The 20,357-nt window shown below is 75.5% G+C and carries 17 protein-coding genes and 1 pseudogene; 10 read left to right on the top strand and 8 right to left on the bottom strand.

Annotation, left to right across the window (positions count from 1 at the left end; all coding sequences use genetic code 11):
* Positions 1-70: 70 nt before the first annotated feature.
* Genes IE219_RS23990 through IE219_RS23980 form a run of 3 tightly spaced genes read right to left on the bottom strand, consistent with a single transcriptional unit; the run spans position 71 to position 1,992 of the window.
* Positions 71-970, bottom strand: a complete 900-nt coding sequence (locus IE219_RS23990; protein ID WP_189980945.1) for an aminoglycoside phosphotransferase family protein — start codon at positions 968-970, stop codon at positions 71-73.
* A 33-nt stretch (positions 971-1,003) separates the two neighbouring features.
* Positions 1,004-1,423 carry a DUF4439 domain-containing protein gene (locus IE219_RS23985; protein ID WP_189980943.1) on the bottom strand — a complete coding sequence of 140 codons (420 nt, stop codon included), beginning with the start codon at positions 1,421-1,423 and terminating at the stop codon, positions 1,004-1,006.
* A complete protein-coding gene (locus IE219_RS23980) occupies positions 1,420-1,992 on the bottom strand; it encodes a hypothetical protein (RefSeq protein WP_189980940.1) in 573 nt (190 codons plus the stop codon). The genes IE219_RS23985 and IE219_RS23980 overlap by 4 nt, the downstream gene beginning before the upstream one ends.
* A 191-nt stretch (positions 1,993-2,183) precedes the next feature.
* On the opposite strand from IE219_RS23980, the gene rimP reads away from it, so the two are divergent.
* The 9 genes from rimP to IE219_RS23935 all read left to right on the top strand — a co-directional run bounded on the left by rimP (position 2,184) and on the right by IE219_RS23935 (position 13,638).
* Complete coding sequence (gene rimP / locus IE219_RS23975; RefSeq protein WP_189980938.1) at positions 2,184-2,681, top strand: ribosome maturation factor RimP; 498 nt, start codon at positions 2,184-2,186, stop codon at positions 2,679-2,681.
* A 2-nt stretch (positions 2,682-2,683) separates the two neighbouring features.
* Positions 2,684-3,679 carry a transcription termination factor NusA gene (gene nusA, locus IE219_RS23970; RefSeq protein WP_189980936.1) on the top strand — a complete coding sequence of 332 codons (996 nt, stop codon included), beginning with the start codon at positions 2,684-2,686 and terminating at the stop codon, positions 3,677-3,679.
* Between the two features lie 95 nt (positions 3,680-3,774).
* Positions 3,775-4,065 carry a YlxR family protein gene (locus IE219_RS23965; protein WP_189980934.1) on the top strand — a complete coding sequence of 97 codons (291 nt, stop codon included), beginning with the start codon at positions 3,775-3,777 and terminating at the stop codon, positions 4,063-4,065.
* A gap of 149 nt (positions 4,066-4,214) precedes the next feature.
* Complete coding sequence (gene infB / locus IE219_RS23960; protein WP_189980932.1) at positions 4,215-7,289, top strand: translation initiation factor IF-2; 3,075 nt, start codon at positions 4,215-4,217, stop codon at positions 7,287-7,289.
* 138 nt (positions 7,290-7,427) lie between these two features.
* Positions 7,428-7,721 carry a DUF503 domain-containing protein gene (locus IE219_RS23955; RefSeq protein WP_189980930.1) on the top strand — a complete coding sequence of 98 codons (294 nt, stop codon included), beginning with the start codon at positions 7,428-7,430 and terminating at the stop codon, positions 7,719-7,721.
* A 27-nt stretch (positions 7,722-7,748) separates the two neighbouring features.
* Positions 7,749-8,189 carry a 30S ribosome-binding factor RbfA gene (gene rbfA, locus IE219_RS23950; protein WP_189980928.1) on the top strand — a complete coding sequence of 147 codons (441 nt, stop codon included), beginning with the start codon at positions 7,749-7,751 and terminating at the stop codon, positions 8,187-8,189.
* A complete protein-coding gene (truB, locus tag IE219_RS23945) occupies positions 8,186-9,082 on the top strand; it encodes a tRNA pseudouridine(55) synthase TruB (protein ID WP_189980926.1) in 897 nt (298 codons plus the stop codon). The genes rbfA and truB overlap by 4 nt, the downstream gene beginning before the upstream one ends.
* A gap of 162 nt (positions 9,083-9,244) precedes the next feature.
* On the top strand, positions 9,245-12,625 hold the full coding sequence (locus tag IE219_RS23940; protein ID WP_229849981.1) for a S1 family peptidase: 3,381 nt from the start codon (positions 9,245-9,247) through the stop codon (positions 12,623-12,625).
* Between the two features lie 50 nt (positions 12,626-12,675).
* The gene (locus IE219_RS23935) at positions 12,676-13,638 is read left to right on the top strand and encodes a bifunctional riboflavin kinase/FAD synthetase (protein ID WP_189980925.1); all 963 of its coding nucleotides are present in this window, start codon (positions 12,676-12,678) and stop codon (positions 13,636-13,638) included.
* A gap of 3 nt (positions 13,639-13,641) precedes the next feature.
* Here the strand turns inward: IE219_RS23935 and IE219_RS23930 are convergent, their stop codons facing one another.
* Positions 13,642-15,099 (bottom strand): cytochrome P450, encoded by a 1,458-nt coding sequence (locus IE219_RS23930; protein WP_229849980.1) that lies wholly within the window; start codon positions 15,097-15,099, stop codon positions 13,642-13,644.
* A gap of 184 nt (positions 15,100-15,283) precedes the next feature.
* Here IE219_RS23930 and IE219_RS23925 point away from each other — a divergent pair.
* Positions 15,284-16,417, top strand: a pseudogene (locus IE219_RS23925) (type III polyketide synthase); the annotation flags it as partial.
* 48 nt (positions 16,418-16,465) lie between these two features.
* Here the strand turns inward: IE219_RS23925 and IE219_RS23920 are convergent.
* Genes IE219_RS23920 through IE219_RS23905 form a run of 4 tightly spaced genes read right to left on the bottom strand, consistent with a single transcriptional unit; the run spans position 16,466 to position 20,356 of the window.
* Positions 16,466-17,452 carry an ABC transporter ATP-binding protein gene (locus tag IE219_RS23920; protein ID WP_189980921.1) on the bottom strand — a complete coding sequence of 329 codons (987 nt, stop codon included), beginning with the start codon at positions 17,450-17,452 and terminating at the stop codon, positions 16,466-16,468.
* The gene (locus IE219_RS23915; RefSeq protein WP_189980919.1) at positions 17,449-18,417 is read right to left on the bottom strand and encodes an ABC transporter ATP-binding protein; all 969 of its coding nucleotides are present in this window, start codon (positions 18,415-18,417) and stop codon (positions 17,449-17,451) included. The genes IE219_RS23920 and IE219_RS23915 overlap by 4 nt, the downstream gene beginning before the upstream one ends.
* On the bottom strand, positions 18,414-19,298 hold the full coding sequence (locus IE219_RS23910) for an ABC transporter permease (RefSeq protein WP_189980917.1): 885 nt from the start codon (positions 19,296-19,298) through the stop codon (positions 18,414-18,416). The genes IE219_RS23915 and IE219_RS23910 overlap by 4 nt, the downstream gene beginning before the upstream one ends.
* Positions 19,295-20,356, bottom strand: coding sequence for an ABC transporter permease (locus tag IE219_RS23905; protein WP_189980914.1), 1,062 nt, complete (start codon positions 20,354-20,356; stop codon positions 19,295-19,297). The genes IE219_RS23910 and IE219_RS23905 overlap by 4 nt, the downstream gene beginning before the upstream one ends.
* Between the last annotated feature and the right edge of the window lies 1 nt (position 20,357).

The raw sequence follows: 20,357 nt of genomic DNA, 5'->3' as shown, positions 1-20,357 counted from the left end.
CAGGGGTGGGCGAACGCCCCGGAGGCTGCCGGGATGCCCCCGAAGCCCGCGGACCCGCCGCCGGCCGGGCTCACAGCCAGCCGGCGAACTCCAGCAGCCACTCGGCCTCCTGCCGCCGCCCCGCCGCCAGCGCCCGGGTGCCGGACTCCACGGTCCGGAAGAGGGTCCAGCCGCGCAGCCGGTCCCGGTCGACGTCGAGCGAGTCGGCCAGCCGGTTGACCCGGCGCCGGGCCGCCGGGGCGCCCGCGGCGGAGGCCACCAGGTCCTCGACCCGCTCCCGCACCAGCCGCGCCAGGTCGTGGGCGCGCTCGCCGACGACCGGGTCGGGGCCGACGGCCAGCCAGGGCGCGCGGTCGCCGCCGAGCACCTTGCCCTGCCGGAAGTCGCCGTGCAGCAGCAGCTCCTCGGCGGTCCCGGCGAGCAGCTCCGTGCGGGCCGCGAGCGCGGCGGCGACCAGGTCCCCGGCGACCGGGTCGGAGGCGTACGGCTCCATGGCGGACGCCTGGCGGGCGGTGCGCTCGGCGACGGTCTCGAAGGAGTGCCCGGCCGGCGGCTCCACCCACAGCTTCCGCACGGTCCCGGCGGCCTCCAGGAGCGCCTTGGCCTCGGGCAGCGAGCGGAGGGACACCTCCGGGTGCAGCCGTTCGAGGACGAGGGCGCCCTCGGGGGCCTCGGAGAGGAGCCGTACGGCCCCCCAGCCGTTCCAGTGCGCGAGGGCGTCCCGCTCCCGCCCGGGGTGGGTGAAGGACGGCGCGATCTTCAGGGTGGCGGGCTCGCCGCCGGCGTCGCGCACGAGCAGGACGAGGCTGCCGCGCCCGCCGGGCGCGACGACCCGCTCCACGGTGAGGCCCGCCGCCTCCGGGACCCGCTCGGCGAGGCCGGGCAGCCGCCCGAGCCAGTCGGCCGCGGCGGCGTCCCCGTACTTCTCGCGGAGCGCCGTCGTCAGTCGCCGGGGCGGTTCGAAACCCATGCGCGCGTTGTTCCCATCGTTCGGTCCGGGGGCTCAGGAGGCCCGTTCGGCGAGCCCTGGAAAGGTTACGTCGCCGCCGCGCCAGCGCACCGCGCGGACCGCCGCCTCGCGCAGCCCGGCCGCCGCCTCCCGGCGCAGCGGCCCCGAGGCGGCCCGCACCAGGTCGGAGTAGACCCCGGCGACCCGGTCCTCCAGGACGGCCGCGAGCCGGACCGCGCCGGCCGGGTCGGCGACCGGGAAGGGCAGCCCGTACGCGGCGGCCGCGGCGGCCGGGGTGCCGCCGAGGTCGCGGACGGTGCGGCGCAGCGCGTCCCGGCGGGCCCGGTGGGCCTGGAGGGCGGCGGCGGCCTCGGCGCGGCGGTCCTCGCCCACCCGGCCGCCGACGACCCCGTAGCCGTAGACCGCCGCGTGCTCGGCGGCGAGGGCGGCCTGCGCGGCGGCGAGGGCGCTCATCTCCGGGCTCCTTCGGTGAGCAGGTAGGCGTGGCAGGACCCGGCGGCGGCCACGGAGGCGAGGAGGCGGGCGTACTCGGGCGGGGCGGCGTCCAGCTCGGCGGTCTGGGCGTCGGCGGCGGCGCGCGCGGCGGCGGCGAGCTCCCGCAGGGCGGCGGCCGGGTCGGCGGGGACGGGCGGGGCCGCGGGCGTGGTCGCGGGGACGGCGGCCGGGGTGCCGGAGGCCGTGGCGGACGCGGACGCGGCGGGGGCGGGCGCCAGGGTCGGGCCGCCTTCGCCCAGGGCCTCGGCGTGGGCGGCGGCCGAGGCGCGGAGCGGGGCCAGCCGGGGGCGGAGCGCGGGATGGGCGGCGAGGGCGGCGTCGTAACGTTCCAGCAGGGTCCGCGAGGCGGCCGCCGCCCGGCCGCGCAGGGCGGTCTCGGCGCGGGCCACCCGTTCGGCCTCCCGGGCGGCCGCCCGTTCGGCGGCGCTCGGGCGGCGGGGGCCGCCGTCGGAGGCGCATCCGGCCAGGACCGCCGCGGCGGCCGAGGCACCCGCCGCGAGCACGGCCCGTCTGCCCGTCGTCGTCACGCTCTCTCCCTCAGCATTCCGGACCCCTCCCGGCCGCCCGTCGAAGATCACCGCAGGCGAGCGTACCCGTGGGCGCCCCGGCGGTGGGCGGCAACACCCTCCGGGACCGGATACCCTTGAGCCGACACGCAGCGACACGCAGCGACGAGCGACGTACCCACAACAGCACACGCGGCCGAGGAGTCACCCGGATGAGCACCACCCAGAGCGACAGGCTGCGCGGACTCGTTGAGCCGCTCGTCCGCGCGGAGGACCTGGATCTGGAAGAGATCGAGGTGTCCCGGGCCGGCCGCCGGGGACTGCTGAGGATCGTCGTCGACTCGGACGAGGGCGTGGAGCTGGACGCCTGCGCGGAGCTGAGCCGCGCGATCTCCGCGAAGCTGGACGAGACCGACGCCATGGGCGACGGCGAGTACGTCCTGGAGGTCAGCTCCCCGGGCGCCGACCGCCCGCTCTTCGAGCACCGCCACTACGTCCGGGCGACCGGCCGGCTGGTGAAGCTCCAGCTCGCCGAGGGCGGGGAGCTGGTCACCCGCGTCCTGGCCGTGGACGAGGACGGCATCGACACCGAGGTGCCGGGCGTGAAGGGCCGCAAGGCCACCGCCCGCCGGGTCGCGTTCGCCGAGATCGCCAAGGCGCGTGTCGAGATCGAGTTCAACCGCAAGGACAAGAAGGAAGAGGAGGCGTAGCCGTGGACATCGACGTGAAGCTCCTGAAGGGCTTGGCACAGGAGAAGGACATCTCCTTCGAGATGCTGGTCGAGGCGATCGAGTCGGCCCTCCTCATCGCGTACCACCGCACGCCGTCGGCCCGCCGCCACGCGCGCGTGGAGCTCGACCGGCACACCGGCCACGTGACGGTGTGGGCCGAGGAGGACGCGGCGGACCTGGAGGAGGGGCAGGAGCCCAAGGAGTTCGACGACACCCCGTCGGACTTCGGCCGCATCGCGGCGAGCACCGCCCGCCAGGTCATCCAGCAGCGGCTGCGCGACGCCGAGAACGACGTCACCTTCGGCGAGTACGCCCGCCGCGAGGGCGACGTGGTGGCCGGCGTGGTGCAGCAGGGCAAGGACCCGAAGAACGTCCTGGTGAAGCTGGACGACAAGCTGGAGGCCATCCTGCCGGTGCAGGAGCAGGTGCCGGGCGAGGAGTACACGCACGGCCTGCGGCTGCGCACGTACGTCGTCCGGGTCGCCAAGGGCGTCCGCGGCCCGTCCGTCACCCTGTCGCGCACCCACCCCAACCTGGTGAAGAAGCTCTTCGCCCTGGAGGTGCCGGAGATCGCCGACGGTTCGGTGGAGATCTCCGCCATCGCCCGCGAGGCCGGTCACCGCACCAAGATCGCGGTCCGCTCCACCCGTTCGGGCCTGAACGCCAAGGGCGCCTGCATCGGCCCGATGGGCGGGCGCGTGCGGAACGTGATGGCGGAGCTGCTCGGTGAGAAGATCGACATCGTCGACTGGTCGGACGACCCGGCCGAGATGGTGGCGAACGCCCTCTCCCCGGCCCGCGTCTCCCGGGTCGAGGTCGTCGACATGGCCGCCCGGTCCGCCCGGGTGACCGTCCCCGACTACCAGCTCTCCCTCGCCATCGGCAAGGAGGGCCAGAACGCCCGGCTGGCCGCCCGGCTCACCGGCTGGCGCATCGACATCCGGCCGGACACCGAGCCCCAGGGCGAGGAGGGCTGAGCGGTCCGACCGCAAGCCCGAGACCGTTTTTGGCCAACAGGTGTTCGATTTTTGCCCCAAACGGGTGAGGTCGGTACGGGGAGGTAGACTTAATCGTGTCTGGCCGGACGCATGCCCGCGCGTGCCCCGAGCGAACCTGCGTGGGATGCCGGGAGCGAGCGGCCAAGAGCGATCTGCTGCGGACCGTGGTGAGTGGGGACGAGTGTGTCCCCGATCATCGCGGTACGCTGCCCGGCCGGGGTGCGTACGTGCACCCCGCCTCGCACTGTCTCGACCTGGCGGTCCGCCGCCGGGCGTTCCCGAGGGCCTTCAAGGTCACGGGGCCGCTCGACACGGCGGCCCTGCGGGACCACATCGAGCAGGCCGCGCAGGCGGCACCGCAGTGAACAGGAAGTACGGCACGGAACACCGTGCGGTCAGGTACCTCGCGAGTCGGAAGTAGGTCGAGATTGCGATGAGCACTCGATGAGTACGCGATGAGTACGCCCATGAAGTAGCGACGGTCCGGCGGTAACCGGACCTATAAAGGAGCGATGTGGCTAAGGTCCGGGTATACGAACTCGCCAAGGAGTTCGGTGTGGAGAGCAAGGTCGTCATGGCCAAGCTCCAGGAACTCGGTGAATTCGTCCGTTCGGCGTCCTCGACGATCGAGGCGCCGGTCGTGCGCAAGTTGACTGACGCTTTGCAGGGTCCCGGCGGTTCCGCCGGCAAGACCGCTGCCAAGCCCGGAGCGCCCCGCAAGGCGGCGCCCGCCCCCAAGCCGGCTGCCCCGGCGCCTTCCCCGGCGCCCCAGGCCGCCGCACGTCCGGCTGCCCCGAAGCCTGGCGCGCCCACCCCGGCGCCCAAGCCCGCGGCCGCCGAGAAGTCCGCGGCGCCGGCCCCCGGCCCGCGTCCGACCCCGGGCCCGAAGCCCGCGGCTCCCGCGCCCAAGCCGGCGCCCGCCGCCCCGGCTCCGACCAACCCGGAGTTCACCGCGCCCCCGGCCGCCCCGGCCGCGGGTCAGCAGCGTCCCGGTGGCGCCCCCTCCGGTCAGCGTCCGGCCGGTGCCCGTCCGGGCCAGTCCGCGCCGCGCCCGGGTGGTCAGCAGGCCCCCCGTCCCGGCCAGCAGGCCCCGCGTCCGGGCGCCCCGCGTCCGGCCGGCCCGCGTCCGGGCAACAACCCCTTCACCTCCGGCGGCTCCACCGGCATGGCGCGCCCGCAGGCGCCCCGTCCCGGCGGCGGCGCCCCGCGTCCCGGCGGCCCCGGTGCCGTTCCGGGCGCCCCGCGTCCGCAGGGCGGCCCCGGCGGCGCTCCGCGTCCGCAGGGTCAGGGCGGCGCCCGTCCCACCCCCGGTGGGATGCCCCGTCCGCAGGCTCCCCGTCCGGGCGGCGCGCCCGGCGGCAACCGTCCCAACCCGGGCATGATGCCGCAGCGTCCCGCTGCCGGCCCGCGTCCCGGCCCCGGCGGTCGTGGTCCCGGTGGCCCCGGCGGTCGTCCGGGCGGTCCCGGCGGTGGCGGCGGCGGTCGTCCCGGCTTCGCCGGTCGTCCGGCCGGTCCCGGTGGCGGTGGCGGCGGCTTCGCCGGCCGTCCCGGTGGTCCCGGTGGCGGCGGCGGTCGTCCGGGCGGTCCCGGTGGCGGCGGCGGCTTCGGCGGTCGTCCCGGCGGCTTCGGCGGCCGTCCCGGCGGCCCGGGTGGCCGTGGTGGCACGCAGGGCGCCTTCGGCCGTCCCGGCGGTCCCGCGCGTCGCGGTCGCAAGTCGAAGCGGCAGAGGCGCCAGGAGTACGAGGCCATGCAGGCCCCGTCCGTGGGCGGCGTGATGCTGCCTCGCGGCAACGGCGACACCATTCGCCTGTCGCGCGGTGCGTCCCTCACCGACTTCGCGGAGAAGATCGGCGCCAACCCGGCGTCGCTCGTCGCGGTCATGATGAACCTCGGCGAGATGGTCACGGCCACGCAGTCCGTCTCCGACGACACGCTGGTCATGCTGGCCGAGGAGATGAACTACGTCGTCCAGATCGTCAGCCCCGAGGAGGAGGACCGCGAGCTGCTCGAGTCCTTCGACCTGGAGTTCGGCGAGGACGAGGGCGGCGAAGAGGCCCTGGTCTCCCGTCCGCCGGTCGTGACCGTCATGGGTCACGTCGACCACGGTAAGACCCGACTCCTCGACGCGATCCGCAAGACCAACGTGGTCGCGGGCGAGGCCGGCGGCATCACCCAGCACATCGGCGCCTACCAGGTGGGCACCGAGGTCAACGGCGAGCACCGTCGCATCACCTTCATCGACACCCCGGGTCACGAGGCGTTCACCGCCATGCGTGCCCGTGGTGCGAAGTCGACCGACATCGCGATCCTCGTGGTGGCGGCCAACGACGGTGTGATGCCCCAGACGATCGAGGCGCTGAACCACGCCAAGGCGGCCGGCGTGCCGATCGTGGTCGCGGTCAACAAGATCGACGTCGAGGGCGCGGACCCGGTGAAGGTCCGCGGTCAGCTGACCGAGTTCGGTCTGGTGGCCGAGGAGTACGGCGGCGACACCATGTTCGTCGACATCTCCGCCAAGCAGGGTCTGCACATCGACTCCCTCCTCGAGGCCGTCATCCTCACGGCCGACGCCTCGCTCGACCTGCGGGCCAACCCGGACCAGGACGCGCAGGGCATCGCCATCGAGTCGCACCTCGACCGCGGTCGCGGCGCCGTCTCGACGGTCCTGGTCCAGCGCGGAACGCTGCGCATCGGCGACACCATCGTCGCCGGCGACGCGTACGGCCGCGTCCGGGCCATGCTCGACGACAAGGGCAACAACGTGGACGAGGCGACTCCGTCGACCCCCGTCCTCGTCCTGGGTCTCACCAATGTCCCGGGTGCCGGTGACAACTTCCTCGTCGTCGACGAGGACCGCACCGCCCGCCAGATCGCCGAGAAGCGTGCCGCCCGCGAGCGGAACGCCGCGTTCGCCAAGCGCGTCCGCCGCGTCTCGCTGGAGGACCTGGACAAGGTGCTCAAGGCCGGCGAGATCCAGCAGCTGAACCTGATCATCAAGGGTGACGCTTCCGGTTCCGTCGAGGCCCTCGAGTCCTCCCTGCTCCAGCTGGACGTCGGCGAGGAGGTCGACATCCGCGTCCTGCACCGCGGCGTGGGTGCCGTCACCGAGTCGGACATCGACCTGGCGATGGGCTCCGACGCCATCGTGATCGGCTTCAACGTGCGCGCCGCCGGGCGTGCGCAGCAGATGGCCGAGCGCGAGGGCGTGGACGTCCGGTACTACTCGGTCATCTACCAGGCGATCGAGGAGATCGAGGCGGCCCTCAAGGGTCTGCTCAAGCCGGAGTACGAAGAGGTCGAGCTGGGCACGGCGGAGATCCGCGAGGTCTTCCGCTCCTCCAAGCTCGGCAACATCGCGGGTGTCCTCATCCGCTCCGGCGAGGTCAAGCGCAACACCAAGGCGCGCCTCATCCGCGACGGCAAGGTCATCGCGGAGAACCTCAACATCGAGGGTCTGCGCCGCTTCAAGGACGACGTCACCGAGATCCGCGAAGGCTACGAGGGTGGTATCAACCTCGGAAACTTCAACGACATCAAGATCGACGACGTCATCGCCACGTACGAGATGCGCGAGAAGCCGCGCGCGTAACACGCGGTGAGGTGCCGGGGCCGGTCGGCGGAGGTTATTCCGTCGATCGGCCCCGGCCGTTCCGTGTACGGTTCCGGTGTTCCCGTCCAGCGGTGGGCGGGGCCACTGAACCCGAACCGGCGGGACATCCGGACACACATGTATGTGGGGACCCTGTCCTTCGACCTGCTCCTCGGCGACGTCCACTCGCTCAAGGAGAAACGCTCCCTCGTGAAGCCGATCGTCGCCGAGCTCCAGCGGAAGTTCTCCGTGAGCACGGCGGAGGTGAGCGGCCAGAACCTCCACCGGCGGGCCGAGATCGGCGTCGCCATGGTGTCCGGCGACCTGGGACACCTCAATGGCGTCCTCGACCGCTGCGAGCGGCTGGTCGCCGCCCGGCCGGAGGTGGAGCTGCTGTCGGTGCGCCGCAGGCTCCACACTGATGAAGACTGATAGCAAGGCAAAGAAGGAGACGGACCAGTGGCCGACAACGCGCGGGCGAAGAAGCTGGCGGACCTCATCCGGGAGGTGGTCGCCGAGAAGCTGCAGCGCGGCATCAAGGACCCGCGCCTGGGTACGCACGTGACCATCACGGACACCCGCGTCACCGGTGACCTGCGGGAGGCCACGGTCTTCTACACGGTCTACGGCGACGAGGAGGAGCGGGCGAGCGCCGCCGCCGGACTGGAGAGCGCCAAGGGCATCCTCCGCTCCGCGGTGGGCCGGGCGGCCGGGACCAAGTTCACCCCGACCCTGGCCTTCGTGGCCGACGCCCTCCCGGAGAACGCGCGGACGATCGAGGACCTCCTCGACAAGGCGCGCGCCTCCGACGCCCAGGTGCGGCAGGCGTCCTCCGGCGCCACCTTCGCGGGTGGAGCCGACCCCTACAAGAAGCAGGGCGAGGACGACACCGCCGAATGAGTGATACCACCACGCCCGACGGACTTGTCATCGTCGACAAGCCGTCGGGCTTCACCTCGCACGACGTCGTGGCCAAGATGCGCGGGATCGCGAAGACCCGCCGCGTCGGCCACGCCGGCACGCTCGACCCCATGGCCACGGGCGTCCTCGTCCTCGGCGTGGAGCGGGCCACCAAGCTGCTCGGTCACCTCGCGCTGACCGAGAAGGAGTACCTGGGCACCATCCGCCTGGGCCAGACCACGGTCACCGACGACGCCGAGGGCGAGATCACGGCGTCGGTCGACGCGTCGAAGGTCACCCGCGAGCGGATCGACGCGGGCGTCGCGGAGCTGACCGGGGCGATCATGCAGGTCCCGTCGAAGGTCTCCGCCATCAAGATCGACGGGAAGCGGTCGTACGCGCGCGTGCGCGGCGGCGAGGAGTTCGAGATCCCGGCCCGCCCGGTCACCGTCTCCTCCTTCCGGGTCTACGACGTCCGCGAGGCCGAGGCGGAGGACGGGACCCCCGTCGTCGACCTGGTCGTCTCGGTGGTCTGCTCCTCCGGTACGTACATCCGGGCGCTGGCCCGGGACCTCGGCGCCGGGCTCGGCGTCGGCGGCCACCTCACCGCGCTGCGGCGCACCCGGGTCGGCCCGTACAAGCTGGACGGCGCGCGGACCCTCGACCAGCTCCAGGAGGAGCTGGCCGTGATGCCGGTCGCCGACGCCGCCGCGGCGGCCTTCCCCCGCTGGGACGTCGACGAGAAGCGCGCCCGGCTGCTGCTCAACGGGGTCCGGCTGGAGATGCCGGAGTACCCCAAGGGCCCGGTCGCGGTCTTCGGACCGGACGGGAAGCTGCTCGCCCTGGTGGAGGACCAGCGGGGCAAGGCGAAGAGCCTGGCGGTCTTCGGCTGACCCGCTCGGCGGGGCCGTGAGGGGCGGGTGCGCGAGGCGCGCCCGCCCTTCGGCGTTTCTTCACCCGATCGGGGCAGCGCTCGGAGTGAACCGGGGGAGTGCGGGGGCATCCTCCCCTCCGATCGGGGCCACGGAAGATCACCGCCCGCTACCGTCGGCACCATGGCACGCCTGGACACCACGGGGCGCGGGGATCCGGCGGAGCCGGTGACGCTGGTACGGATCTGCGACCCGGCGGGCCAACCGCGCGGGACCGGCTTCCTCGCCGACCACGAGGGCACCCTCCTCACCGCCCACGAAGCCGTCGCCGGCCTCGACCACCTGATCCTGCGCGCCCCCGGCGAGCGGACCTGGACCGTCGGGCCCGACGCCGTCGTCCCCCTCCCCGCGCACGGACTCGCCCTCATCCGCACCCAGGGCCTCGGCGGACTCCCGCTGCCCCTCGCCAACCGCCCCGCCACCGCACCCGGCACCTACGTCCGGATCGCCGCGCACGGCTGGCGCGAGGCCCGCGTCCTCGGCCCCGCCACCGTCGCGTACGCCCCCGCCGACGGCACCGGCGGCACACCGCACCTGCTCCCCGGCGCCCTCGAACTCGCCATCGGCACCGAGGGCGCCGAAGCCCTCCGCCCCGGCGGACCGGCCGCCGGGGGACCCGTCCTCGACAGCGCCACCGGCACCGTCCTCGGCGTCCTCGGCACCACCCTGGAGGGCGACCCGCGCGCCGCCGGGCACGCCGTCCCCCTCCGCCCGGACGGCGACGGCCCCCTCACCGCGCTGCTGCGGCGCAACGGCGCCACCGTCCCCGCCCACGGCCCCGACCTCAACCTCGCCGCCGTCCTCGAACTCACCGCCCCCACCGCCCTCCCGCCCGCCGACCCCTCCCCGTGGCCCGCGCCCGTCCCCCGCCCCTCCGCCCTGCGCGCCCTCGCCCGCTTCGCCGCCGCCCCGCCCGAGGACCCCGCCCCGCCCGTCCTCACCGTCGTCGGCGACCCCGGCAGCGGCCGCACCACCCTCCTCGGCGCGCTCTGCGAGGCCCGCGGCCCCGGCGGCGCCCCCGCCCCCACCGTCCGGCTGCGCGGCGCCGACCTCCTCGACGGCGACACCCACGCCGCCGACGCCGTCGGCCGCGCCCTGCGCGCCGCCGCCCGGATCGCCGCCGCCTCCGGCACCGCGGGCGACACCTCCGCCGCCACCCCCGACCACGTCGCCGCCCTCGCCCGGGAGGCCGGCCGGCCCCTCCTCGTCGTCCTCGACGGCCCCGAGGAGATGCCCCCGCACCTCGCCCACCGGCTCGCCGACTGGACCCGCGCCACCGAGGCGTGGCTGCGCGCCCACGGCGCCCGGCTGGTCCTCGCCTGCCGCCCCGAGTACGGCGAGCGGTCCGCCGCCCTGTGGAGCGAGGCCCCCGCCGTCCTCCCGCTCGGCGACCTCACCGAGGCCGAGGCCGCGGCCGTCCGGCGGGGGTACGGGCTCGGGGACGACGACCTCGCCGCGGCGGACGCCCGGCACCCGCTCGCGCTGCGGCTGCTCGCCGAGGTCCGGGCCGCACTCCCCGGCGAGGTCCCCGGCCGCCCCGACCGGGCCGAGGTCTTCACCGCCCACCTCGACCTGCTCTGCCTGCGGATCGCGGTCCGGATCGCCGCCGGATCCCGGCCGGTGCCCTCCGGCTCCGCCGTCCGCCGGCTCGCCGCCCGCGTCACCGGCCAGGTCCACGAGGCCGCCCGGCGCTGCCTCGGCCCCGGCCACGGCCTCCTCGACGCGCCCTCCTTCGAGGAGCTCTTCCCCTGGCGGGAGGGCTGGGCCTCCGCCGTCCTCACCGAAGGACTCCTCGTCCCGGCCGGCACCGGCTACCGCTTCGCCCACGAGGAGGTCGCCGACTGGCTCCAGGCCGCCCACCTCGACGTCGGCGCCGCCCTGCACGCCCTCGTCCACCGCGCCCTGGAGGACCCGCCGGACCAGGCCGCCGACCCCGCCCCGCCACCGGTGCCCCGGCACCGCATCGGCCCGGTGCTCCAGGGCCTCCTCCGGCTCCAGAAGGAGGGCGGCCCCGAAGCCCTGGCACCCCGCCTGGAGGCACTGGCCGACGCCCTGGCCCGCTGCGGACCCGAGACCCCCGAGGACGCCGTCTGGTGGGCCGCAGGACTCCTCGGCCGGACCCTCGCCGCCCTCCCCGACCTCCGCCCCCACCTGCCCGTCCTGCGCCGCCTCGCCGATCTGGTCGGCACCGGGACCGCCCGGCCCGGCGCGCTCGACGCCTTCGGACCCGACTGGTGGCGGGCGCGCCCCCTCGGCCGGGGCGAGCGGCTCGACCTGCTGCGCCGCGCCGTCACCGCCGACCCCGGCGGAGACGCCTTCCTCGCCGAGGCCGCCGCCCTGCTCACCGCCGAACCGCGCGGCACCCAGCCGCTGCTCTGCCGCTGGTTCACCGACGACCGGCCGCTCCCGGCCCATCCGTACACCACCGTCGCCACCACCGCCCAGAGCCTCCTGCACACCCACCGGGCGGCCGCCGTCGACGACCTGTGCGAGGCGCTGGCCGCCACCGCGCACCCGCTCGCCGAAGGGCTCCTCGTCGCCCTCGCCGACGACGAGCGGACCGCGCTCTGCCGGGCCGTCGACCGCTGGGCGCACGACGACGGACGGCCCGAGCGGCGGATCGCCGCCGCCCTGTACGGCAGCCTCCTCGCCGCCCGCGGACCCGACGGGCCCGACGCCGAACCGCTGCGCTACGCCGCCCTCGCCCTGCTCGCCCGCCCCGAGGACCGGGCGCTGCACGGGGCCGCCCTCGGCATCCTCGTCCGAGACCCGCACAGCCGGGCCGCCCACCTGCCGCGCGCCCTCGACGACCCCCGGGTGCCCGCCGAGGCCCTGGCCGCCGCCCTCCCCGACCATCCAGGCCCGGTCCTCGCCGCCCTGCGGGAGCGGCTGTACGCGGCCGGGGACGGCGCCGGGGCCGTCCTGCGGGCCCTCGCCCCCGTCGACGCGCCCGCCCTCACCCGCCGGATCGCCGCCCTCGTGGCGGAGTACGTCCACCACCGCCCCGACGGCGCCCCGCACGCCGCCGCCTACGCCGACCTGCGCCTGGAGGAGGGCCCGACCGCCCGGGCCGTCCTCTTCCCGCTGGTCGCCGGGCTGCTCCGGGACCGGCCCGCCGCCGTCCGGCGCGCCCTCGCCCCCGTCCTCGCCGCCCCCGGCACCGGCGCCTCCCGCCACCTGCGGGCCGAACTTCTCGACGTCCTCCTCGACCACGAGGCCCGCGCGCCCGCACCCGACCGGGGCGTCCTCGACGCCCTGCTGACCGCCGCCGCCGAAGGAGCCGCCCGCCGCGCCCTGCCCCGCAACCGCGCCCTCCTCGACCGCACCGCCGCCCTCTACGGCCGCCTCCCCGGCGGCACCGCCCACCGGGACCGGCTGCTCACCGCCCTCGCCGCGGGCCACCCCGCCTTCGCCGCGCTGCTCGACGCGACCGTGCCCGCGCCACGCGGACCCGGCAGTCTCCATGCCGATGCGGACCGACGGGCGTGGGCATGGCAGTCTTAGACCTGCGTAATGGGCGTACCGGGCGAACAGGCGGACGAGGAGCGGTCACAGTGCAGCGCTGGCGTGGCTTGGAGGACATCCCCCAGGACTGGGGGCGCAGCGTCGTCACCATCGGCTCCTACGACGGGGTGCACCGCGGGCACCAGCTGATCATCGGGCGGGCCGTCGCGCGCGCCCGCGAGCTGGGGGTCCCCGCCGTCGTGGTCACCTTCGACCCGCACCCCTCCGAGGTGGTGCGCCCCGGCAGCCACCCGCCGCTGCTGGCCCCGCACCACCGGCGCGCCGAGCTGATGGCGGAGCTGGGCGTGGACGCGGTGCTCGTCCTGCCGTTCACCGCCGGGTTCTCTCAGTTGTCGCCCGCCGACTTCATCGTCAAGGTGCTCGTCGACAAGCTGCACGCGCGGGCCGTCATCGAGGGCCCCAACTTCCGCTTCGGCCACCGCGCCGCGGGCGACGTGGACCTCCTCGCCGAGCTGGGCGCCACCTACGACTACGAGGTCGAGGTCGTCGACCTGTACGTGAGCGGCACGGCCGGCGGCGGGCAGCCCTTCTCCTCCACGCTCACCCGGCGGCTGGTCGCCGAGGGCGACATGACCGGCGCCGCCGAGATCCTCGGCCGCCCGCACCGCGTCGAGGGCGTCGTCGTCCGGGGCGCCCAGCGGGGCCGCGAACTGGGCTTCCCGACGGCCAACGTGGAGACCCTGCCGCACACCGCCGTCCCCGCCGACGGCGTCTACGCCGGCTGGCTGACCGCCGACGGCGAGCGGATGCCCGCGGCGATCTCGGTCGGCACCAACCCGCAGTTCGACGCCACCGAGCGGACGGTGGAGGCGTACGCGATCGACCGCGAGGGCCTCGACCTGTACGGGCTCCACGTCGCCGTCGACTTCCTCGCCTACGTGCGCGGCATGCTCAAGTTCGACACCCTCGACGACCTGCTGGTGGCGATGGCCGCCGATGTGACCCGGTGCCGGGAGCTGACCGCGAAGTACGACGCCGCCGCCGGCGCGTGACCCTCACCAGGTGACGTACAGCTCCCTCGGGCCCCGGATCAGGCCCTTGGACTGGAAGGGCACGTCCTCCGGGCGGCCCGCGAGCCGCAGTCGCGGGTAGCGGGCCAGCAGCGAGGCCAGCATCACCTCGGACTCCATCCGGGTCAGCAGCGCGCCCACGCAGTGGTGCGGGCCGTGGCCGAAGGAGACGTGTCCGGTGCCGGTCCGGCCGAAGTCCAGGACCTCCGGGTCGGCGAAGACCGCCGGGTCCCGGTTGGCCGCCAGGTAGGAGGCGTACACCGCCTCACCGGCCCGGATCACCGTCCCGCCGACCTCGACGTCCTCGGTGGCGATCCGGGGCAGCCCGACGCCGTTGCGGTGCGGGATCCAGCGCAGCAGCTCGTCCACCGCCTGCGGCAGCAGCTCCGGCTCGGCCCGCAGCCGGGCCATCAGGTCGGGGCGGGTGAGCAGCACGTAGACCATGTTCGCGCTGTTGTTGCGGACCGCGTGGGCGCCGCTGATCAGTACCGCCATCGCGAGCGAGACGGCCTCGTCGGTGGAGATCCGGCCCTCCGCCACGGACTGGGCCAGCTCCCCGGCCAGGTCCTCCCGGGGCTCGGCCCGGCGCCGGTCCAGGAGCGCGGTGACGTAGCCGTGGATCTGGGCCTTGGCGGCGCGGCTGCCCTCCGGGCCGGGGCCCGAGGAGAGGATCAGGTCCGGCCAGGAGGCGAGCGAGGCCCGGTCCTCCTCCGGGATGCCGAGCAGGTCGCAGACGACGGCCATCGGCAGCGGCCCGTGCAGGTGCCGCATCAGGTCGGCGGGCCGGCCCGCCGCCTCCATCCCGTCCAGCAGCCGGTCGCAGGCGGCCTGCGCGAGCGGCCGCAGCCGCTGGGTGCCCCGGCCGGTGAAGGTCCTGGTCACGGACTTGCGGAGCTGGGTGTGGTACGGCGGATCGGCGTAGTTCAGGGCCGCCTTCGAGGCCACCATGTGGCCGGTCATCCCGGTCACCCGCCGGTCGAGGAGGGCCGTCCGGCTGAACCGGGGGTCGGAGGTGACCGCCCGCACGTCCGCGTACCGGGTCACCAGCCACGCCTCCCGGCCGTCCCCGAAGGGCAGCCGGATCCGGGCCACCGGTTCGGTCGCGAGCGCCTCGGCCAGCAGCGGATCGAAGTCGAGCCCCGGCAGGTCGTCCACGGCCCAGTCGCGGACGGCGGGGGAGGCGGGCCCGGAAGGGGCGGTGCCGGCGGGGGCGGGGGAGCGGGCTCCGGCGGGGCAGGCGGCGGCCGGGCGGCCGGGGTCCGGGCGGGACGGGTCCGGAGGGTTCAGGCGGTCCGGAGGGTTCAGAGGGGTCAGGGGGGCCGGAGAGGGCGGGGCCGGGCGGGCGGTGGGCCCGGGCGGGGGAGGCGCGGCGGCCGGGGCGGCGGGGCCGGACGGGGACGGGCCGGGGGCCGGGGTGCCGGGCGGCGGAGGAGCGGAGGTCATGCGGTGGCTGTTCCCGGCGCCGGGCGGGCGCGACACGCCGGGCGGCGACAGCCCCCCGGACGGAGGACGCCGGACCCCCCGTTCCATCACCGAGCGTGACGGAACGGGGGTGGCGCGCGGTTGCGGCGCGGGGACCGCCGGGTGAACGTGGGCCACATCACACGATCGACCAGAAGGAGCGCGTGTCGTGGTGACCCTGTGCAAACCCGCGGTGGCCGTGCCGGAGCACGTGATCACGATGGAGGAGACGCTCGACCTCGCCCGCGCGCGTCACGCGGACCACCCCCAACTGCCCCTGGCCCTGCGGCTGATCGCCAACACCGGCGTCGCCAAACGGCACATCGTGCAGCCCATCGAGCGCACCCTGGAGCACCCCGGCTTCCAGGAGCGCAACGAGCTGTACGAGGCGGAGGCCAAGGCCCGTGTCCCCGCCGTCGTCGAGGAGGCGCTCGGCAACGCGGGCCTCCGCCCCGCCGACATCGACATGATCGTCTACGTGTCCTGCACGGGCTTCATGATGCCCTCGCTGACCGCCTGGATGATCAACACCATGGGCTTCCCCCGGCACACCCGGCAACTGCCCATCGCCCAGCTCGGCTGCGCCGCCGGCGGCGCGGCGATCAACCGCGCGCACGACTTCTGCACCGCCTACCCGGACGCCAACGTCCTCATCGTGGCCTGCGAGTTCTGCTCGCTCTGCTACCAGCCCACCGACCTCGCCGTCGGCTCCCTGCTCTCCAACGGCCTCTTCGGCGACGCCGTCGCCGCCGCCGTGGTCCGCGGCCGCGGCGGCACCGGCATCGCCCTGGAGCGCAACGACGCCCACCTGGTGCCCGACACCGAGGACTGGATCGCCTACAGCGTCCGCTCCACCGGCTTCCACTTCCTCCTCGACAAGCGCGTCCCCACCACCATGGAGCCGCTCGCCCCCGCCCTCCGCGACATCGCCGGAGCCCACGGCTGGGACGCCGGGAACCTCGACTTCTACATCATCCACGCGGGCGGCCCCCGCATCCTCGACGACCTCGGCCACTACCTCGAAGTCCCCCCGGAAGCCTTCCGGTTCAGCCGCGCCACCCTCACCGAGTACGGCAACATCGCCAGCGCCGTCCTCCTCGACGCGGTCCGCCGCCTCTTCGAGGAGGGCGGCCGGCCCGAGGGCGCGCGCGGCATCCTGGCCGGCTTCGGGCCCGGCATCACCGCCGAGATGTGCCTCGGCCGCTGGACCAGCCCCGCCCGCCCGGCCGAACCCCCGCTCGGCGCCCGCCGGATCGTCGGCTACTCGCCGCGCTTCCAGCACGCCCGCAGCCGCTCCTGACCCCCCGCCCGCGCGCGGGCGGCCCCCCCGGTACCGCCCGCGCCCGCCCTAACGCCCGCCCGCCGCCGCCCAGTGGCAGGCCGCGCCCCGCTCCTCGCCGCCCGCCCGGAGCACCGGCAGCGGCTCCGTCCGGCACCGGTCGGCGACCCCGGCCGCCGCGCCCGAGGCCAGCACCTGGCAGCGGGCGTGGAAGCGGCAGCCGCCCGGGATCCGGGCCGGGTCCGGCGGCTCGCCCGCCAGCACCACCGGCTCCGCCCCCGACTCCGGGAGCACCGACAGCAGCGCCCGGGTGTACGGATGCCGGGGCGCGGTCAGCACCGTCTCCACCGGCCCCGTCTCCACCACCCGGCCCAGGTACATCACCGCCACCCGGTCCGCGATGTTCCAGGCCAGCCCCAGATCGTGCGTCACCACCAGCGCGGACAGCCCCAGCTCGTCCCGCAGCCGCAGCAGCAGCGCCAGGATCTCGCCGCGCACCGACGCGTCCAGCGAGGCCACCGGCTCGTCCGCGACGATCAGTTCGGGCTCCAGGACCAGCGCGCCCGCGATCACCACCCGCTGCCGCTGCCCGCCGGACAGCTCGTGCGGATAACGCAGGAAGAACCGCTCGGGGGGCCGCAGCCCGGCCCGCGCCAGCGCCCCGGCCACCGCCTCGCGCTCCGCCGCCCCGCTCCGGTGCACCCCGTGGATCCGCAGCCCCTCGGCGACCGCCTCGTACACCGTGTGCCGGGGGTTGAGCGAACCGCTCGGGTCCTGGAGGACGAGCTGGGCCCGCCGCCGGTACGCCTTCAGCGCCCGCGAGGTGTACGCCAGCGGCTCCCCCGCGAAGGAGATCGTGCCCGCCGCCGGCCGGACCAGGCCGAGCAGCGTCCGGGCCAGCGTCGTCTTGCCGCAGCCGGACTCGCCGACCAGCGCCACGATCTCGCCCGCCCCGATCTCCAGGTCCACCCCGTCCACCGCCCGGGACGGCGGTGAGCCCCGCCGCCCCGGGAAGGCGACGCGCACCCCGCTCGCCGACAGCAGCGCCCGTGTCATCCGCTCTCCCTCCCCACGTGGACGCAGGCGGCCCGGTGCTCCGCGCCCGCCGCCCGCAGGACCTGGTCCTCCTCCGCGCACCCGGCCACCGCCACCGGGCAGCGCGGATGGAAGGCACAGCCGCCCGGCAGCGCCGCCGGGTCCGGCGGATCACCGGGCAGCCCGCGCGGCGCCCGCCGCGAGGCCGGGTCGCCGATCCGCGGGAAGGCCGAGGACAGCGCCCGCCCGTAGGGGTGCGCCGCCGCCGCGTACACCGCGCGGGCCGGGCCCTCCTCGACGATCCGCCCCGCGTACATCACCGCCAGCCGGTCGCAGGTCTCGGCGAGGACCGCCAGGTCGTGGCTGATCATCAGCAGCCCGATGGACTCCTCCGCGACCAGCCGCTCGATCAGCCGCAGGATCTGCGCCTGGATCATCACGTCGAGCGCGGTCGTCGGCTCGTCCGCGACGATCAGCCGGGGCTCGCAGGCCAGCGCCATCGCGATCATCACCCGCTGCCGCTGGCCGCCGGACAGCTCGTGCGGATAGCCGGCCGCCCGGGAGGCCGGCAGCCCGACCTGTTCGAGGAGGGCGGCGGCCCGCTCGCGCGCCTTCGCCGGGGTGGCCCGGCCGTGCACCAGGAGCGGCTCGGCGATCTGGTCGCCGATCCGGCGCACCGCGTTCAGCGAGTGCATCGCGCCCTGGAAGACGATCGAGGCGCCCGCCCAGCGGACCGCCCGCAGCCGCCCCCACTTCATGGCGAGGACGTCCTCCCCGTCGAGCAGGACCTCCCCGGTCAGCCGGGCGGACGGCGGCAGCAGCCGCAGCAGCGCCAGCGCCAGCGTCGACTTGCCGCAGCCGGACTCCCCGGCCACGCCCAGCTTCCGCCCCGCCCCCAGGGTGAGGTCCACCCCGCGCACGGCGGGTACGGCCCCGGCCCCGGAGCCGTACGTGACCCGCAGGTCCCTGATCTCCAGGAGGCTCAACGCCCCACCCCCAGCCTCGGGTTGAGCACCGACTCGACGGCCCGGCCGCAGAGCGTGAAGGCGAGCGCGACCAGCGCGATCGCGATGCCGGGCGGCGCCAGGTACCACCAGTGCCCGGAGGAGACCGCGCCCGCCTCCCGCGCGTCCTGGAGCATCCCGCCCCACGACACCACCGTCGGGTCGCCCAGCCCCAGGAAGGCGAGGGTGGCCTCGGTGAGGATCGCCGCCGAGATGCCGAGCGTGGTCTGCGCGAGGACCAGCGGCATCACGTTGGGCAGCACGTGCCGGGCCATCACGTGCCGGTGGCCGCCGCCGAGCGCGGTGGCCCGCTCGATGTACGGCCGGGACTCCACGGCGATGGTCTGCGCCCGCACCAGACGGGCGGTGGTCGGCCAGGAGGTGACGCCGATGGCGAGGACCACCGTCCACACCGACCGGGACATCACCGTCGCCAGCACGATCGCCAGGACCAGCGTCGGCATCACCAGGAACCAGTCGGTGATCCGCATGACGACGGTGGAGAACCAGCCGCCGTAGTGGCCCGCGAGGACGCCCACCAGGGTCCCGATGGCCACCGACAGGACCGCCGCGAGCAGCCCCACCAGCAGCGAGATCCGCGCGCCCCACACCAGCAGCCCGAGCAGCGAGCGCCCGAACCGGTCGGTGCCCAGCGGGAATCGCGCGCTCGGCGGCTCCAGGGCGGTGCCCGGCGCGTGCGTCACCGACTGCACGTCGGCGCCGACGGTCAGCGGGGCGGTGAGCGCCAGCAGCGCGAGGGCGGCGAGCCCCGCCAGGCCGTACAGCCCCGCCCGGTGGCTCCGGTACGAGCGCCAGAGGCGCGCCGCCGAGCCCTTGCGGCGCTCCCACGCGAGAGAGGTCATCGGCCCACCCGGGGATCGAGCAGCGGATACAGCAGGTCGGCGATCAGGTTCATCAGGATCATCGCTCCGGCGAAGACGACGAACAGGCCCTGCACGAGCGGCAGGTCGGGGACGCTGAGGGCCTGGTAGAACAGGCCGCCGAGACCCGGCCAGGAGAAGACCGTCTCCACCAGGATCGAACCGGCCGCCACGTGGCCGAGGTTGATGAAGACCATCGTCACGGTCGGCAGCAGCGCGTTGGGCACCGCGTGCCGGCGCCGCACGTCGTCGTCCCGCAGCCCCTTGGCGCGCGCGGTCGTCAGGTAGTCGCCGCCCATCTCGTCGAGCAGCGAGGACCGCATGACCAGCAGCGTCTGCGCGTAGCCGACCGCGACCAGGGTCACCACCGGCAGCACCAGGTGGTGCCCGACGTCGAGGACGTAGGCGAGGCCGGTCTCGCCGGTCCCCGACTCCATCCCGCCGGTCGGGAAGAGCCCCGGGACCGGCCCCGCGCCCACCGAGAAGACGATGATGAGCAGCAGCCCCAGCCAGAACGACGGCACCGACCACAGGGTCAGCGCGATCCCGGTGTTCAGCTTGTCGCCGAGCCCGCCGTGCCGCCACGCGGAGCGGGTCCCGAGCCACAGCCCGAGCGCCGAGTAGAGCACCACGGCGACCCCGGTGAGCAGCAGCGTCGCGGGAAGCTTCGCCGCGATCAGCTCGGCGACCGGGGCGCGGAACTGGAAGGAGGTGCCGAGGTCGCCGGTCAGCGCCTTGGCGCAGTAGTCGGCGAACTGCTGCCACAGCGGCTGGTCGAGCCCGAACTGGCGTCGGAGCGTGGCGAGTTGCTCGGCCGAGGTGGGGACGCCGCGGGTCATCGTCCGCACCGGGTCGCCCGGCACGATCCGGAACAGGAAGAAGCTGGTGACCAGGACCGCGAGGAGGGAGACGAGCGCGCCGCCCAGCTTCCCCGCCGCGTGGCGGAGATAGCCGGGGGAGGCACCGGTGCGGGGTGCGCCGTCCGCGGTGCGGGCCGGTTCGGCCCGCACCGCGCCGGCGGGGGTGTCTGCCGTCGCCATC

Origin of the sequence: Streptomyces termitum (assembly GCF_014650175.1) — a bacterium.
Lineage (GTDB): Bacteria > Actinomycetota > Actinomycetes > Streptomycetales > Streptomycetaceae > Streptomyces > Streptomyces termitum.
Note: the sequence above shows the minus strand (reverse complement) of the source record. Positions and strands in the feature narration are given on the sequence as shown.